This window comes from Salinicola corii (assembly GCF_008298015.1).
In the GTDB taxonomy this organism is placed as follows: Bacteria; Pseudomonadota; Gammaproteobacteria; order Pseudomonadales; family Halomonadaceae; genus Salinicola; species Salinicola corii.
Map to the genome: position 1 here is coordinate 702190 of NZ_VTPX01000001.1, position 16713 is coordinate 718902.

General features: G+C 62.0%; 12 protein-coding genes. 4 read left to right on the top strand and 8 right to left on the bottom strand.

From position 1 onward, the window contains the following. Positions 1 to 17 precede the first annotated feature (17 nt). From tssH to F0A16_RS03310, 8 genes are all read right to left on the bottom strand, one after another. Positions 18 to 2693, bottom strand: coding sequence for a type VI secretion system ATPase TssH (gene tssH, locus F0A16_RS03275; RefSeq protein ID WP_149433933.1), 2676 nt, complete (start codon positions 2691 to 2693; stop codon positions 18 to 20). Next, a complete protein-coding gene (gene tssG, locus F0A16_RS03280; RefSeq protein WP_149433934.1) occupies positions 2690 to 3766 on the bottom strand; it encodes a type VI secretion system baseplate subunit TssG in 1077 nt (358 codons plus the stop codon). The genes tssH and tssG overlap by 4 nt, the downstream gene beginning before the upstream one ends. Continuing rightward, complete coding sequence (gene tssF / locus F0A16_RS03285; protein ID WP_149433935.1) at positions 3730 to 5565, bottom strand: type VI secretion system baseplate subunit TssF; 1836 nt, start codon at positions 5563 to 5565, stop codon at positions 3730 to 3732. Before tssF ends, tssG begins: the two co-directional genes overlap by 37 nt. Continuing rightward, complete coding sequence (gene tssE / locus F0A16_RS03290) at positions 5565 to 6047, bottom strand: type VI secretion system baseplate subunit TssE (protein WP_149433936.1); 483 nt, start codon at positions 6045 to 6047, stop codon at positions 5565 to 5567. The genes tssF and tssE overlap by 1 nt, the downstream gene beginning before the upstream one ends. Before the next feature lie 124 nt (positions 6048 to 6171). Then, the gene (gene tssC, locus F0A16_RS03295; RefSeq protein WP_149433937.1) at positions 6172 to 7671 is read right to left on the bottom strand and encodes a type VI secretion system contractile sheath large subunit; all 1500 of its coding nucleotides are present in this window, start codon (positions 7669 to 7671) and stop codon (positions 6172 to 6174) included. A 12-nt stretch (positions 7672 to 7683) separates the two neighbouring features. Next, entirely contained in the window at positions 7684 to 8217 is a 534-nt protein-coding gene (gene tssB / locus F0A16_RS03300; RefSeq protein WP_149433938.1) for a type VI secretion system contractile sheath small subunit, read from the bottom strand. 80 nt (positions 8218 to 8297) lie between these two features. Next, positions 8298 to 9053: a hypothetical protein gene (locus F0A16_RS03305; protein ID WP_149433939.1), complete on the bottom strand. Its 756-nt coding sequence runs from the start codon at positions 9051 to 9053 to the stop codon at positions 8298 to 8300. Between the two features lie 289 nt (positions 9054 to 9342). Then, positions 9343 to 9825 carry a copper resistance protein NlpE N-terminal domain-containing protein gene (locus F0A16_RS03310; protein WP_149433940.1) on the bottom strand — a complete coding sequence of 161 codons (483 nt, stop codon included), beginning with the start codon at positions 9823 to 9825 and terminating at the stop codon, positions 9343 to 9345. 184 nt (positions 9826 to 10009) lie between these two features. On the opposite strand from F0A16_RS03310, the gene tssJ reads away from it, so the two are divergent. From tssJ to F0A16_RS03330, 4 genes are all read left to right on the top strand, one after another. Further along, positions 10010 to 10555 carry a type VI secretion system lipoprotein TssJ gene (gene tssJ, locus F0A16_RS03315; protein ID WP_149433941.1) on the top strand — a complete coding sequence of 182 codons (546 nt, stop codon included), beginning with the start codon at positions 10010 to 10012 and terminating at the stop codon, positions 10553 to 10555. A gap of 89 nt (positions 10556 to 10644) precedes the next feature. Then, positions 10645 to 11991, top strand: a complete 1347-nt coding sequence (tssK, locus tag F0A16_RS03320) for a type VI secretion system baseplate subunit TssK (protein WP_149433942.1) — start codon at positions 10645 to 10647, stop codon at positions 11989 to 11991. Continuing rightward, complete coding sequence (gene icmH / locus F0A16_RS03325; protein ID WP_149433943.1) at positions 11988 to 12701, top strand: type IVB secretion system protein IcmH/DotU; 714 nt, start codon at positions 11988 to 11990, stop codon at positions 12699 to 12701. Before tssK ends, icmH begins: the two co-directional genes overlap by 4 nt. A 15-nt stretch (positions 12702 to 12716) precedes the next feature. Further along, positions 12717 to 16709: a type VI secretion protein IcmF/TssM N-terminal domain-containing protein gene (locus tag F0A16_RS03330; protein ID WP_149433944.1), complete on the top strand. Its 3993-nt coding sequence runs from the start codon at positions 12717 to 12719 to the stop codon at positions 16707 to 16709. The last annotated feature ends 4 nt before the right edge of the window (positions 16710 to 16713 follow it).

Sequence of the window (16713 nt, forward strand, 5' to 3'; positions counted from 1 at the left end):
CTGTTATTCATCGAGACTCAACTCAGCGCGTAAGCGAACTCCCCCTGGTCGTCGAGGCTGACCGTCAGCTTCTCGATCGCCTCTCCATTGGCCATCTTGTCCAGCACCTGGGCGGCGACGGTCGGCATCAGGCTGCCGGAGAGGATGTTGTCGATATTGCGTGCGCCGCTGTCGCTGTCGGTGCAGCGCTCGGCGACGGCTTCGATGATCGCCGGGTCGTACTCGAACTCGGCGCGATGGTTATATTCGAAGCGGTGCTTGATACGGTCGAGCTTGAGCCGAACGATGTTGTGCAGAATCTCTTTCTGCACCGGGTAGTAGGGAATGATGTTCAACCGGCCCAGGAACGCTGGCTTGAATACGGCGTTGAGCTGATCGCGCAGGCTCTCGACGATCGCATCCGGTGCGGGCAGGGACTCGACGCCCAGGCACTGTTGCATGATGTCGTCGGTGCCGACGTTGGAGGTGAGCAGGATCACGGTGTTGCGGAAGTTGATCTCGCGGCCTTCGCCATCGTCCAGCACGCCCTTGTCGAACACCTGGAAGAACAGCTCCAGCACGTCAGGGTGGGCTTTCTCGACTTCGTCCAGCAGCACCACGCTGTAGGGCTTGCGGCGCACCGCTTCGGTCAGCACGCCCCCCTCGCCGTAACCGACGTAACCGGGAGGCGAGCCCTTGAGGCTGGAGACGGTATGCGCTTCCTGGTACTCGGACATGTTGATGGTGATGACGTTGCGCTCGCCACCGTAGAGCGTGTCGGCCAGCGATAGCGCCGTTTCGGTCTTGCCGACGCCGCTGGGGCCGAGCAGCAGGAAGACCCCGATCGGCTTGTTGGGGTCCTCCATCCGCGCCCGCGAGATCGCGATGCGTTTACCGATCTCGGCCAGCGCATGATCCTGGCCCAGCACGCGCTCGCCGAGCAGTTCGGGCAGACGCTGCACGGTGGCGATCTCGTCGCGCATCATCTTGCCGAGTGGAATGCCGGTCCAGTTGGAGATCACCTCGGCGATCACGTTGCCGTCGACATGGCCGTGCACCAGCGAGTGCTCGCCCTGAATCGCGGCCAGTTCGCGCCGGACCTCGCCGATCCGCTGGCTCAGCGCGTCGCCATCGCCATCCTGCTGGCCGGCCTCGATGGATTCGCGCTCCGCTTCCAACCCCTTGAGGCGCGTCACGATCTCCCGCTCGCGTTCCCAGCGTGCGCTGAGATCGTCGATCTCGCTGCGGGTCTCGGTGAGCTGTTCGTCGAGCGCGGCCAACGTTTCCGCATGATCGCTGCCTTCACGCTGTTCGCGCTGGAGAACGGCGATCTCGCTGTTGAGGTTGTCGACGCGACGATGGGCGTCCTCCAGCGCCGCCGGCTGCGAGGATTGCGCCAGGGCGACCCGGGCGCAGGCGGTGTCGAGCACGCTGACGGCCTTGTCCGGCAGTTGGCGGCCGGTGATGTAGCGGTGCGACAGGCGAACGGCCTGGACGATGGCGTCGTCGAGAATGGTCACCTTGTGGTGATCCTGCATGCGTTCGTTCAGGCCGCGCAGCATGTTGATGGCCACCGGCTCGGCCGGTTCCTCGACCTTGACCACCTGAAAGCGGCGGGCCAGCGCCGCGTCCTTCTCGAAGTACTTCTTGTACTCCGCCCAGGTGGTGGCGGCGATGGTGCGCAGTTCGCCGCGCGCCAGCGCCGGCTTGAGCAGGTTGGCGGCATCGCCCTGGCCGGCCTGTCCGCCGCTGCCGATCAGGGTATGGGCCTCGTCGATGAACAGGATGATCGGATGCAGACTGCGCTTGGTCTCCTCGATCACGTTCTTGAGTCGGCTCTCGAACTCGCCCTTGACCCCGGCGCCCGCTTGCAGCAGGCCCAGGTCGAGGGTTCGCAGCTCGACGTTCTTGAGCGGCGGTGGTACATCGCCATTGACGATGCGCAGCGCCAGACCTTCCACCACGGCGGTCTTGCCGACACCCGCTTCGCCGGTGAGGATCGGGTTGTTCTGGCGGCGCCGGGTGAGGATGTCCACCATCTGGCGCACTTCCTCCTCGCGGCCGAGCACCGGGTCGATGCGGCCGGCGCGGGCATTGCCGGTCAGGTCGATGGTGTACTGGTCCAGCGCCGGGGTCTTGCTCTTGCCGGGGCGGCCGCCACCGGGCTTGGTGTCCGATGGCTGGCCAGCGCTCTGGCTCTGGCCACTGGCGTTCGTTCCCTCGCCGAGCGGGCGCACGTGCTGATCTTCGCTGCTGCCGCCGATCAGGTCGTCGAGATGTGCCTGCAGGTCGTCGACGTTGATCCGCTCGAGCTCACGGGCGCCATCCAGCAATACCCGGCGCAGTTCGTCGTCCTTGAGCAGCGCCAGCAGCAGGTGGCCGCCGCGAATCTGGGCTTCGCCGTGGTCGATCGAGGCGATCACCCAGGCGCGCTCGATCAGCCGGGTGATGCGTGGCGACAGGGCGGGCGTTCGGGTATTGCCGGTCTTGAAGGTCGAGACCGTCTCCTCGAGCTGCGTCGCCAGGCGATCGAGCGACACGTCGTAGTGCCGGGCGATGCGCAGGAAGTCGTTGTCGTCGCTGTCGAGCAGCTTGAGCAGCAGGTGCTCGATATCGACATCGTACTGGCGCTCGGCCAGGCACAATGCCGCTGCGCCTTCGGTGGCTTCGCGGCAGGGATCGTTGAGCTTGTCGAAAAGGGATTTGAGACTCACGCCGTGGCTCCGTCGTAGGGAATGTCGAAGAGTGCATGGCCGTGGGAGGCGGCCGGTCGGTCGGCGGGTTGGAGCCAACCCAGCCGCCCCAGGTTGATACTGCCGCCCGCACCCAGTTGGGGGGCGGGAATGCTGTGTCTGTCGAGAATCAACTCGATTTCGAAGTCGAGTTCGATGCCGGCGTAGAAACGCACCAGCTTGACGAGCTTCCGGTGCGCTTCGGTGTCCGGCAGTAGCGAGCGGTAGGCGCTCAGGCTCAACGGCCCGAACGAGACGCGAAAGGCGGATTGATAGTCACGCACCCGGGTGCCGGCCACGGCGCTCTCTCCGAGTCTGGCGTTGGCCTGGCCGAGGCGGGTGTACTGGTCCGGATCGAGGCGTATCCAGCGGCCAGCGAACGAATCGACCCGGCAGGGCAGCTGGAAGGTGTACTCCAGGATCGACCGCAGGTTGCTCGGATTGCGCGGCCGCTGCGACCACAGCCCGGAAAACCAGCTGAACAGGTCACGGCGCAGCGAGCCGGGCGCGTCGTCGCGGGCGAGCGTCTTCTCCAGCGTGGTGGGCGTGAAGCCCACCAGGTGCAGCAGCCAGTCTTCGAAGTCCGCGCTGCCCTTGCGTTCGTATTCGATATGGAAGCGATACTTCTGCCACGCCTCGTAGAACAGCGCCGTCATGCGGTGCGAGAAGAAGTCCATGAACGCATGGGCGGCATCGTCGCGTTTCTCGATATGCCGGTTGATCAGTAGTTCGGTGTAGGGGCGCGGCAGCACGCCGGACGGCCCCACCAGCCCCATGAACGTGACCTGGATCTCGCTCAGTGGATCGCCGCTGGCGGAACGGACCTTGTCGCTCTCGAAGGAGAGGTCGCTGATCTCGCTGGGCGGGAAGTTCAGCGAGAGCAGCGAGCGAAATCGCAACGGATCCTGATGGGGGCGGTTTTCGGGATCGATACGCCCGGTGCGGCTGTAGTGCAGCCGCAGCAGGCGCACGAGCTGGAAGAACCCGAATCGCCAGGGCTCGGCGCGGGCCTGGTCGATCAGACCAGGGGCTGAGTACCGGTTCTCGGCTGCCATTGGGCGACTCGCTGTTCGCGCTGACGGGAGCGCAGGGTGAGTTGGGTGAAACTGTTGAGGCTGCAGTACTGGCCGAAGAAGTGGTCCAGCACCATGCCGAAGAGGTAGATACCGCTACCGGTAAACTGGCTTTCGTCGAGTTCCAGCGTGATGCCGGTGCCGCGCACGAAGGCGGGGCGCGGATGACCGATGCGCGTCATCACCGGTTCGCTCGCGATCGAGGAGATGCCGTTGATCTGCTTGCGGATCGCCGACGCCTGGCGATAGTTGTAGAGCGTCAGCAGCTCCATCAGCGCCTCGCGGCCGTCGGAGACCAGCGAAAGATGGTTGAGCGACAGGTGCGAGACCAGACGCCAGATCAGGCCCTTGCCCATGGGCGGGCGTACCGGAGCCGTCGGCTTGCGCAGGCAACGGATCTGCTGCACCACCTGCTCGCGTTCGAGGGTGAAATCCCCCTGGGGATGGCCGAAGGTCATCAACTGCGGGAGGTCGCGATTGCTGCAGGTGAGCTTGAGACTCAGGGTGTCGCTGCTGGCGTCGAGCATCTCCAGTTCGCGATCGACCACCCGCAGGCGCATTTCGGTGCCCGGGTCGCGGGCGTTTTCCGAGGCGACCCGTCGCGCGATCCAGTAGCTCTGGCGTGCCTGCTTTTCACTGTCCCGCGGTTCGAAGAAGGGCAGGCAGGGGGCGACCTCGTCCTGCATCGCGGTGCGGATGACCCGCGTGACCTCGTCGATCGACACGATCTCGGTGGACCGCGAATGGCGTACGTCCGGCACCACTGGATATTCATGGCGCGTGTGGCTGAGCTTGATCGGCTCGGCCTGCTGCGGGAACAGGTTGACCACCGGGGTGCAGCCGAGGCGGAAATTGTGGCGTCCCACGGTCTGTGCCAGCCGGGCGAGACGCTCGTGCTGATCGTAGTCGCGGAACAGGAAGTGAATCTGGACCTGCGTCACCGGCTTGCCGGCAAGGGGGCGGGCCAGGCCGTTCAGATCGAAGAACAGGAATTTCTCGGGAAAGGTGAAGTACTCGTGAAGCAGTCGGTAGCCCAGGAACGACCGCTCGGAGTAGTCGATCAGCCCTTCGTCGTGATCGAAGCCGACCGGGGCGATGGCATCCGGCGCCAGCCCGATTTCACGCTGCTGGCCGGCATCGACGAAACTGACCGAGATTCGCGCCACGTTGTTGAACAACAGCTCGTAGAGCGGGTGCATGAGGATGCCTTCCCCGTCGAGGAAGAATCTCAGGCGATCCATGCCCAGCTTGCCGAAATCGGTGTTGCCGAGACTCTCGAGCGACAAGGTCAGCTTGGCGACGTTGTCATTGCCGTGGGCATTGAATGACGAGCGCTCCAGCCGGGTCAGTTCGGCGCCGCTCACCGCCACCGGCCAGACATCCACCGGGTAGCAGGTGCGGAAGCGGCAGAAGGAGTCCTCCACCGGGCGCGAGTGCAGCGCCGTATGCCGGGGCAGGTGATAAGCGCCGGTCAGAGAAGTCTTTGCGCCCGGGTCGAACTCGACGATCGACAGTGCCGGGGTCGGACGCAGGTAGTGGGGGTAGAGAACGTCGAGAAACGCCTCGACGATCTCGGGAAAGTCGTCATCGAGCTTCTTGTGCACCCGGGCGCTGAGGAAGGCGAAAGATTCGATCATCCGCTCGGCGTGGGGATCCTCGCAGTAGTCCCCCTCGAGCAGCAGTCGCGAGGCGATTTTCGGATACCGTTGAGCGAACTCCTGACCCAGAAAACGCAGGTGAGAGAGTTCCTTCTCGTAGTAGGGCAGCAGGTCGTCGAGCATCAGATCAGGTTCTGCACCTTGTATTGGCGAGTGTTGACTTGCAGTACGGCATCGAAGGCCACGCGCTGGCTCGCTTCACTCAGCGACAGCACGGCTTCGATGCGGAACTGGAGAATGCGGTCGTGACTATCCTGATTGAGCAGTTGTACGCGCACGCTGCTGAAGCGCTTGTCGCCCTGTTCGATGGTACGTTCGAGCTGACGCTGGATCAGGCGCCGGTCCTCGGTGCTGCGGACGCCACGGCTGATGAAGTCCGGCAGGCCGTAGTCGAGGAGGGTGCCTTGCAGTGACGGCCAGCCGTCCAGCCCGTCGGCCACCAGTTCCCGCCGGGTGTTGACCAGCAGTTCGAGATCGCGCACGACCGAGGTCTTGTAGTCGGCCAGCGAACAGCGATGGCCGGGCTGGGTTTCGGTCGAATGCTGCGGTTCATCATCGAGTAGACGGTCGAGCAGCGTCGGAACCATCTGCAGGGGTTCGCTCATCTCATCCTCATCTCACGATGGATCGTGGCGGCGCTGAAAGAGACGCCGAACTCTCTGGCCATCGCCTCGAGATTCGCCAGCGGGCATCGGACACCAGGCCGACGCCCGCTGTCAGCACTTCGTATCAGGAGCCGCGAGTGGATTGCGGCAGCTCTGATACCAGACGCAGCGACGCGGTCAGCTCATCGAGCTGATAGTGTGGACGCAGGAAGGTCACCGCCTTGTAGGCGCCGGGCTTGCCGGGGACCTCGGCGACTTCCACGCGCGCTTCGCGCAGGGGATACTTGGCCTTGGCTTCCTGGCCGGCGTTATCGTCCAGCAGCACATACTGGGAGAGCCACTCGTTGAGATAATCCTCGACGTTCTGGCGGGAGGCGAAGCTGCCGACCTTGTCGCGCATGATCGCTTTCATGAAATGTGCGATACGCGAAGTGGCGAAGATGTACTGCAGCTGCGAGGAGAGGCGCGCATTGGCGTTGGCCACGTCGGTGTTGTACTGCTTGGGCAACTGCGCGGACTGGGTGCCGAAGAACGCGGCATAGTCGGTACCCTTGCAGTGCACCAGCGGGATGAAACCCAGGTCGGACAGCTCTTTTTCGCGACGGTCTGTGATCGAGATCTCGGTGGGGCACTTGAGCGCCACTTCACCGTCGTCGGTCTGGAAGGTGTGGGTCGGCAGATCCTCGACCAGGCCGCCACCCTCGACGCCGCGAATCGCGACGCACCAGCCGTACTTGGAGAACGCGTCGGTGACACGAGCGCCCATGGTGTAGGCGGCGTTCATCCACAGATACTTGTTGTGGTCACGACCGTCGACACTCTCGGTGAAGTTGAACTCCTCCACCGGTGTGGTCTCTTCGCCGTAGGGCAGGCGGCCGAGCACGTGGGGCAGCGTCAGGCCCACGTAGCGGGCGTCCTCCGAGTTGCGGAAGGACTTCCACTTGGCGTATTCGACGGTGTCGAAGATCTTGGAGAGATCCCGCGGCCCGGTCATGTCGGTGAAGGAATCCCAGCCGAACAGTTCCGGCGAGGCCGAGGAGATGAACGGAGCATGCGCGGCGGCCGCAACATGGGAAACCTGCTCGAGCAGGTACATGTCCTGTGGATGACGGCCGAACTCGTAGTCGCCGATCATCATGCCGAAGGGCGCGCCACCGAAGGTGCCGTACTCTTCCTCGTAGACCTTCTTGAACAGCGCACTCTGGTCGAACTCGGAGGCCGACTTGAGGTCCTTGACCAGGTCGTTCTTGGACGCGTTCAACATGTGGATCTTCATGTTGGTACTGGTCTCGGACTGATCCGTCAGGTACTTGAGACCGCGCCAGGACGCTTCGAGCTGTTGGAACTCGCTGGCGTGCATGACCTCGTTCAACTGATCCGATAGCAGCGAATCAATCTCGGCGATGCGAGAGTCGAGTACCGCTATCAGATCCTTGCTCGGCGTGACTTCGCCCTCCAGCACCTGATTGACCAGTTCGTCGATCAGGTCACGAGTGCGGGTGCGCTCGGTCTCCGATCGAGCCACGCGGCTCTCGGAGATGATGCTGTCCAGCAGCGAAGTCTCCGGCGCGAAGACTTCCTGGGTTTCGGTCTGTGACGTGTTGTCGGTCTGATTATCGGCCATGGAAGACTCCCGTTATTCCTTTTCTTTCTGCGGTTTCGCAGCAGCTTCACGACCCAGCTCTTCACCCAGGGCCTGGAGTTTGTCGGTGTTCTGCAGCACGTCCATCAACAGCTCTTCGAGCTTGTCGTTGCCTCCCATCTTGTTGCGCAGGTCTGCCAGCTTGTTGCGAACCTCCAGCAGCTTGCGCAGCGGCTCGACCTGACGCACGACTTCCTGCGGTTCGAAATCTTCCATGCGTTTGAAGTTGAGTTCGACCGGTAGCTGCGAGCCATCGTTGGCGAGCGTGTTGTCGACTCGATAGCTCAGGCGCGGCTTGACGCCCTTCATGACGCTGTCGAAGTTGTCGCGATCGACATTGACGAACTTGCGATCCTTCAGGCGTGGGAGAGGCTCGAGCGGGTTGCCTGAGTAGTCACCCATGACGCCAACCACGAACGGCAACTCTTTCTTTTCGATGCTGTCGCCGATTTCGACGTCGTAGGTCAGGTGAACTCGCGGTGCTCTCACGCGCGACAGCTTGTGTTGAGTACTTTCGTTCTTGGCCATGAAAGAATCCTCTCTTGAAATGCTTGAAATGGCGAATTCGTTAGGGTTTGAAGTTGTCTTATCCAGGTCGCGCTTCGCGGTCAGGCGGACGGCGCCTCCCTGGCAGCGGATATCAGCTGCTTCCGCAGGTCGTCCTGCATAGCGTCGATCGCCTCTTCGGAGATCAGTTCTTCGAAACTGCGACTGCCGGAGATTTCGGTGCTGTGGCGGATTACGTCGTCTGCCGGCAGCGTCGAGGCGATGGGCGAACTGATCACACAGAAGGGCAGTTCGCCGAAATCGTCCAGTTGCTGGAAACCGACCGGGAAGCGCAGCCCCTTGAACAGGCGACCCAGGCCGCCGGCGCGGCTGAAGCAGTGAAACAGCATTAGATAGTGCACCACAAAACGGTGCAGTTCCGAGCCGCTGCGGTTGGGATCCCGCACGACCTGACGGAAGCGACTCAAGTCGAACGACGAGTAACCCACGACCCAGCGTGCAGGGCTGGTCACGCGCACCGTGCTGCCGCCCGGCAGGGCGTGGTCGTATTCCAGCGGAAACAGCTCCGGCGTGGAGTTGATGATATTGAGGGGGACTTCGAGTTCGTTCATCAGATTGAACGGACGCAGCGCCGCATGTTTGTCGAACAGCGTGCGAAACTCCTTGAAGTGATGCTGGGTCTCGCGGCCACTGCCGCGAGGCGCCCCCTGCAGATACTCGCCAAACAGCGGTTGAGGGCGCACCAGCGGCGCCAAGGTAGTGAGATAGTCCGCTGCCTGTGCCTTGAGCAAATCCGACACCACTCGCGTCTGCTTGCGCGAGCGGATGAAGCTATCAACATCGAAGGACTGCGTCATGATCGATTCCCGGTGCGACGTCGTATCGTCGAGATGGACTTGGCTTCGAATTGGCTATCGATACCCGTCGTGTCATGTCATTGAATATTGACTTGCGACCCATTGTGCCGTGGACGCCGAAAGACTCAATAGACTAACGATCAAGATTCTACCCATTAACAGAAAACGCAAACTATTGTATCGGAGAATCGAGACGGTGCTCCGAGGTCATCTGCTATTAATGTTGTAGGCGATCTCTTACATCCCGTGTAATTAAAGGTTATCCGGCCACTCTAGCACGAGTCACGATTCAATTGTCCTCATCCGCTTCCACCGCAGGCGATAGATTCGGCGTCAATAGCGTGAGGGCCGCGCTGTTGCCGTCGTCATCGAGTGTCGGCATGCCCTGATCCATCAGCGGCTGCAGGTTGCCGTTGTCCAGCCTGACGTAGGCGCGAGCATCGCCCACCTCTGGTTGAAGCACGTATAGCTGTCGTTGTAAGTCGTTAATGTATTGATTTTTAGACCAATTTCCCCATGTGGATTTGACTCTCTCACCGCCCGGTGCGTCGACTTTTACCTCATGCAAGTAGAAGCCGTCGGGTGCGCCGGTAATGGCATCTCGCTGCAATATCAGATCGGTATCGATCCCTCGGCAATCATCGCAAGGCAGCGTTCCCTCGAAGCGCTCGGTAGCCTTGACGTAATTGACCTTGGAGTGAGGGCCGGCTGCGCAAGCGCTCAGCAGCAAGCAAGCCACCGCCGGAGCCCATTTAACGGACTGTGCTTTCATGTATCAATCTCAAACTTTTTGTAAATAAATGTTTCTTGGTAAGCTAATGTTAAATCCGACGCTTATTATAGCCATTAAATCTGGTAGGGTGTGTGGCTCACGAGATAAATTGATGCCGAATCTTCTGCGGTGCTCATACTCCGTGAGCTTCTCGGGACTAAATAATAGAGTGAATGAGACGGCAATGATGGCGTCCGTACGTGTTTTGGGATTGGGTTTGTGCATGGTTCTGCTGGCCGGTTGCGGTGTGGCCGATCGTGTTGGCAATCGCTTCGGCGATACGTGGGCCGGCGATCTGTTCGGCAATCAGGAGCGGGTGCGAGTCACCATCGATAGCGACGATTCGGTCAACCCGGATGTCGATGGCGAACCCTTGTCCGTCGTGGTCAGAATTTACCAGCTCAGCGAACAGCCACCTTTCGCCACGGCGTCGCCACGCCAGCTGTGGAGCGAGGGCGAGGAGGTGCTTGGCAACAGTCTGCTGTCCCAGCGTGAAGTGACGCTGTTGCCGGGGGAGCAGGAGGTGGATGTTGCGACCCTGGCACCCAATGCTCAGTTCGTCGGTATTGCCGCCTTCTTCCGTAATACCGTCAGCGACGATTGGCACGTGGTCTTCGACGCCGAAGAGCTCAGAAACGATGGTCTGTTGAGCGCCTCGGAAGGTATCCGGCTGCGCCTCGTCGAGGACCGCGTCGAAGTCGAGCGTGGGCACGACCTGCTCGGCAAGTAATCCTTCCGACGTTGGGACGGCGGCCAGTGGAGCGGTGATTCGACAGGTGGCCGGGCTGGCGTCAGCATTCAGAGGCACGGGACAGGGACGTGAGTAAACACAACCGCATCATGTGGTCGGAGGGGATGTTCCTCCTGCCCCAGCATTTTCAGTATCAGGACGAATTCCATCAGCGCCAGCTGGCCGAATCGCGCCGGGCTCAACACCCCTTCCAGTGGGGGGTGCAGGAGATCGCCTTTGACGAAGGTGCGCTCGAGCAGGGCACGTTGCGGTTGAGCCGACTCAAGCTGGTCTTCCCCGATGGCACCTTGATCGACGCGCCTCAGCACGATCCGCTTCCGCCGGGGCGCAGCCTCGAGGAGCTGGCACGCAATGGTGAGGTCAAGATATACGCTGCCCTGCGTACGCTGGAACCGTGGTCGCCAAGCTATCTCGACCAGGATGCGCCACGCCACGGCGGGCGGCGCTACATCCAGCGCTTCGAGACGCGACCCGATCTCAACGAGGGCTCGCTGGAGAACGAACTGGGCACGCTCGAGCTCAACGCCACGCTGTTGATGGAAGGGGACAGCCTGGATGGGTTCACCCATTGCCCGATCGCGCTTCTCAAGCGCAACGCCGCCGGTGGCTTCAATCTCGAAAGAGAACGATTCATGCCGCCAGCACTGCATATCGATGCTATCTCGCTGCCATTCGATATCGCCAATCGTCTGGTCGGCATGCTGCAGGCGCGAAGTGAGGCGCTCTCCAGCCGTCGCCGCGAGCGCGCCGATCAGGTGGCGGAGTTCGGCTCCAGCGACGTCACGCTGTTCTGGCTGTTGTACACCATCAACCGTGCCTATCCGCAGCTGGCGCACTTGTTGGCGCATCCTCGACTGCATCCCGAAGCGCTCTATCGCTTTCTGGCCGAATTCGCCGCCAGCCTGATGACGTTCTCCATGTCCCACAAGCTGGCGGACATTCCGGACTATGACCACCATGATCCGGCACCGGCCTTGCTGGGGCTGGAGAGCGTGGTGCGTGAATTGCTCGAGATTGTGGTGCCCAATCAGTACATCCCCATTCCCCTCGAGCAGACGCGGCCTTCCTACTATGTGGGGCGGCTCAACGACGCTCGACTCAAAAACGCCGATTTCTACATCAGCGTCCACGCCGACATGCCGGGCGCGCAGATCCTTGAGCTGGTCCCCCGTGCCTTCAAGGTCGGGTCGCCGGAGGACATCGAGGTGGTGGTCAATACCGCGATGCCGGGCGGCACGTTGACGCATGCTTCCCGCATGCCCAGTGCGATTCCGGTGCGGCTGGACAACCACTATTTCGCGCTCGAGCCCCATGGCGCCGTTTACGAACGCATGATGGACGCCCAGGCGATCGCCTTTTACGTCCCCAGCGGATTCAAGAATCTCAGCATTGAACTGATGGCGGTAATGAAATGACCGAAGCCCTTGCTCATCCCTCCGAGATCGCCGAGCCGCAAACGCTCAAGACACTGTCGCGCGATTTCATCTCCATGGTTCTGATGGTGCGCCGCGGTCAGCAGGCCGAAAGCGTCGAGCGCTTTCTCGAACGTGTCGATCAGTGGCTGCGCGAATTCGAGGAGAAGGCCAGGGCCGAGAATTACAGCGCCGATGCCGTGAAGGACGCCCAATACGCACTTTGCGCCTTCCTCGACGAGAGCGTGCTCAAGGGCGGGGTGGGCAATATCCGAGAGCATGTCGAGCTGCACCCGTTCCAGTACCGCTATTTTGGCGTGCATCTCGCCGGCGAAGGTTTCTACGACCGCCTCGACAGTCTGCGCAGCGACGTGCGCGCCAATCTGGACGTGCTCGAGGTCTATCACCTCTGTCTCGCGCTCGGCTTCGAAGGCAAGTACAGCCTGGAGAATCGGGACCAACTGCGCTACATCGCCAATACCCTGGGGCAGGATATCGCCCGCTACCGGCAGCAGAGCGACGAGCGCAGCGAGAGCTGGAAGCTGCCGGATCAGGTCGGCCAGCTATTGCGTTACGAGATCCCGTTGTGGGTCTACCTGCTGGGAATCGTGTTGGTCTGCCTGATCGTCTACGGCGGACTGCGCTGGTGGCTGGGCAGTGAAACCGACTCGCTGGTCGAGCAGATCCGGCAGCTCTTCAATTCCACCCGCTGACGAGCGAGTTTGACGATGCGTTTTCTTCGATTCCTGCGCTCGCTGAAGGGTTTCTGGCCGCTCTCTATCGTGCTGTTGTTGATGGGGCTGGCACTCTGCGCGCTGCTTCTGCCGCTGCTGACGCAAGAGCGTGAGCTGGTCTTCATTGCCATGGCGCTGGTGGCCGCATTGTGGCTGCTGGTCGTGGTCATGCGTCAATATCATCGCATCCGTGCCGAGCGCAGCATCGAGAATCTGGTCGAACTCGAGGTGCACCGCGAAGCGGCCGAAAGCGAGTCCGGCGATTACCAGATTCTCAGCGACCGCCTCAAGCATGCCATGGCGATGCAGCGCGCGGCGCGTTCGGTCGACGGCGGCAAGGCATCGCTCTACGAATTGCCGTGGTATCTGGTGATCGGCATGGCAGCCTCCGGCAAGACGTCACTGCTGACCCGTTCGTCGCTGGCAGCGACCATGGCCGGCGGTAGCAATCTTTCCGCGGTCAGCGGGACACAGCACTGTGACTGGTACTTCAGTCGCGAGGCGGTGATGGTCGATACCGCCGGGCGCTACCTGGTCGAGGACCGGCCCGCCAGCGAGTTCGCCGACTTTCTCAAGACCCTGCGCAAACAGCGTCGCAAGCCGGCGATCAACGGTCTGGTGCTGGTCGTCAGCCTGCCCGAGCTGCTCGAGCAGTCGCGGCAGCAGGCCCATGCCCTTGCTGAGCAACTAGTGAATCGGGTGGTGGAGTATCGTCGCTGTCTGGGCATCAACCCCCCCGTCTACCTGTTCTTCAGCAAGACGGATTTGCTGCCCGGTTTCACCCGCACCTTCGAGGCGCTGGATGCGACCGAACGCCAGCGTCCGTGGGGGCTGACTTTTTCGCTGGAGGAGCTGCGTCGCGAGGGTGTGATAAGCGCTTTTCAGCAGCGTTTCCCGAGGCTGGTCACGAACCTTCGTCAACGCGTCGACCAGCGCATGATAGAAGAGGGGGCCGATGCCGACAGCGAACTGCTGCGTTTTCCGGACTACTTCGCCGAGTTGTTCGGCGTGCTGAGCGACTTCCTCGAGCAGTTCGATATTCCGCAGCAGGGCGAACAAGCGCCGGTATTGAGAGGCCTTTATTTCACCAGTGCCTTGCAGACCGGCCCTGCTCTCCCGGCGTTGCTGGATGATCAGACTCGCGCCGAATTTGCGCTCGCGCCGGGAGAGACCGGTGCGGCCGCGACTCGTGCCGGGGAAAAGAGCTACTTCATCACCGATACCTTTCGCGAGGTGGTCTTCCCCGACCGCAACCTAAGTCTCTACTACTCGCAACGGGGTGAACGGCGCACACTGCCGACTTTAATGATCGGCGCCTTGGGCGCGCTCGGCGTCGCGGCTATCGCGGCCCAGGGCTGGTCCGCCTACAACAACAAGCTATGGGTCGATCATATTCAGCACCGTCTGGATGAGATCATGGCCGGCAACAGCACCGGTCGCTTGAAGCCCCACGAGCGCCGAGAGATGCTTGGTGACCTGGAGCAGCAACTGGCAGCCATCGAGCGACATCGCGAGAACGGCGTGCCCCTCAAGTTGGATCTGGGACTCTATCAAGGTGAAGCCCTGCGGGAGCCGCTGAAACAGGCCTGGTCGGAGTTGCTTCGAGAGGACGTCCTCCAGCCTCTGGCGTGGAGACTGACCCGTCAATTGCGCTCTCTGGACAGTTTCGGCACCCCCGATGGTGAAATCGATACTGCCAGCACCGATGCCGAGCCACAGGCCGTGGATGAGCGAGATACCCGCCGCGATACCGGTGCGGTGGAAGAACGTGGGCAGGAGATCGGTCGTGATGCCATGGATCGGATGCGTGAGCGCTCTACCTCGAGGCCCACATTGGGCAGCGTGCCGACCAGTGCCTCGGAGCTGGGTAGTCGCGCTCGCAGCGAACTGCGCTCACGGACCACGGATAGTGCCAGAGATGCCTGGTATTCCGCTCGCAGCAACGCGGAGACCGGGCTCGAAGAGGGACTGCGTGACCGCACCAGCGCGCTGGGAACAGCCGTAGGTGACAGCGATGGTGACGAATCGACATTGGCGCTTTCCGGTGAACAGGGGCCCTCTCTATCCGAGGAGATGTTGACCCGGTTGAGCCAGGAGGACGTCGAACAACTGATCGAGAGCTACTCCTCGCTCAAGCTATATCTGATTCTGACCGACCCGGCGACGCATCAGGACCAGGGCGATTTTGTCGCTTCGGCCCTGCCGCGGTTGTGGCAGGACGCGGTGCAACGCCGCGGACTGTCACGCACTCGCGACAGCATCATGGACAACGCCGCGCTCTACGTGCATTACCTGCAGCAGGGCGCGGCACCGGCGCTCGAGCGGGATGACAGCCTGGTCGCCGATAGCCGCGAGCGCCTCAATGCGTTCCTGATCGACAGCAGCCTGGTGGATCGCGAGTACCTGCGCTACCAGCTCGACGTCGAGGAACGCTACGATCCGTTGACGCTCTCGCGAATGGCGCCGGACATGAGTGGGCGATTGTTCTACGCCAGCCGTGCCGTGCCCGCCTTCTATACTCGGCAGGTCTGGGACGAGTATCTTCGTCCGGCGATCATTCAGACCGTGTCCGGCGACCTGCAGCGCGAGTCCGATTGGGTTCTCGATGACGAGGACGTTGACGATGCCGTCCAGTCCAAGGCGCGCTTCGTCAGCCAGTTGATGGCCCGCTACAAGCGGGATTACGCCATCGCCTGGGAGCGCTTCCTCGGCAATACCCACGTCTCCCGTTTCGATACGCTCGATCAGGCCAGCGAACGGCTGGCCGCGTTGAGCGATCTGCAGGGATCACCGTTGCGACAGGTGCTGGAAGCGGTCAAGGCCAACACCGGCTGGGATGATCCCAAGGCGACCGACGAACAAGGGCAGGCCGAAGGCAAGGCGCAGGACCAAAGCTTCTGGGGACGCGTGATGAGTGTCTTCGATGGCAGCGGCGGCAATGGATCGGCGGTGGACCTGGCGACGTTGCCACGCATCAACGATGGGGCGCTGGCGCGTCACTTCCGGCCGGTGACGCGAATGCTCTCCGCGGACGAGGCGACGGGAAGCGACAACTCCGTTCTCAACCAGTATCTGCTCGACCTGCGTCAACTCAAGGTGCGAGTCGACAACGTCCGCAGCGCCCAGGACGTGGGTCGCAGCAGCAAGTCGCTGATCATGGCGACGCTCTCGGGCCAGCCCACCGAGATCAACGGCCTGCGCAACTTCGTGGCCTCCCGGGTGGACACCTCGCGGGCTCCGCTGGTACAGGCCCTGGAGCCACTGTTCCGGACGCCGGTCGAGGATACCTGGGCTGCGCTCAACGAACCTGCCAAAAATCAACTCAACGCCGCCTGGGACGACAAGATCGTCACCCCCTGGGATCAGATGGTGGCCGGCCGTTATCCGGTCAGCGACTCGGTCAACGAGGCTTCGGTACGGGATTTGGAGTATTTCATCGATCCGGATCAGGGCGCACTTTCCCAGTTCCGTCAGGATGAAATCGGCGATCTCGCCGGCTCGGGCAGTGGACAGCGCTCACCGATGGTCGATCCGCGCATGCTGTCCAGCATCGATGATGCGACGGCACTGGGACGTGTCATCGATAGCCTTTCGGATCTCCGCAACGGCTTCGAGCTGCAGGTGAACCCGACGGCCGGACTAACCGATATCATCCTGACGCTCGATGGCCAGCGGCTGCATTACCGTAACAACACCCAATCCTGGGAACGGCTGACCTGGCCGGGCGATGGCGAATCCTTCGGTGCGCGCATGGATATCATCAATCGGAACGGGCAGCGTCACACCGTATTCGATTATCCCAACCGATGGGGGTTCCTGCGCATGATCGAGAGTGCCCATATCACCCCGATAGATAGCGCTCGCCAGCGCTTCAGCTGGCGAACCTACATGGGGACCGTGAGCTTCGACGTGCGCAACTTCGGTGGCGTGAAGATATCGGATCTGCGGCGCATCAAGTCTCTGAGCATTCCGCAAATGAGCCGGTGACACC

What these genes read in the sequence shown, in the direction of transcription:
- tssG (WP_149433934.1), bottom strand. Translation starts at nt 3,766, where the DNA reads ATGGCAGCCGAGAACCGGTACTCAGCCCCTGGTCTGATCGACCAGGCC.
- F0A16_RS03310 (WP_149433940.1), bottom strand. Translation starts at nt 9,825, where the DNA reads ATGAAAGCACAGTCCGTTAAATGGGCTCCGGCGGTGGCTTGCTTGCTG.
- tssJ (WP_149433941.1), top strand. Translation starts at nt 10,010, where the DNA reads ATGATGGCGTCCGTACGTGTTTTGGGATTGGGTTTGTGCATGGTTCTG.
- icmH (WP_149433943.1), top strand. Translation starts at nt 11,988, where the DNA reads ATGACCGAAGCCCTTGCTCATCCCTCCGAGATCGCCGAGCCGCAAACG.
- tssF (WP_149433935.1), bottom strand. Translation starts at nt 5,565, where the DNA reads ATGCTCGACGACCTGCTGCCCTACTACGAGAAGGAACTCTCTCACCTG.
- tssC (WP_149433937.1), bottom strand. Translation starts at nt 7,671, where the DNA reads ATGGCCGATAATCAGACCGACAACACGTCACAGACCGAAACCCAGGAA.
- tssE (WP_149433936.1), bottom strand. Translation starts at nt 6,047, where the DNA reads ATGAGCGAACCCCTGCAGATGGTTCCGACGCTGCTCGACCGTCTACTC.
- tssB (WP_149433938.1), bottom strand. Translation starts at nt 8,217, where the DNA reads ATGGCCAAGAACGAAAGTACTCAACACAAGCTGTCGCGCGTGAGAGCA.
- F0A16_RS03330 (WP_149433944.1), top strand. Translation starts at nt 12,717, where the DNA reads ATGCGTTTTCTTCGATTCCTGCGCTCGCTGAAGGGTTTCTGGCCGCTC.
- F0A16_RS03305 (WP_149433939.1), bottom strand. Translation starts at nt 9,053, where the DNA reads ATGACGCAGTCCTTCGATGTTGATAGCTTCATCCGCTCGCGCAAGCAG.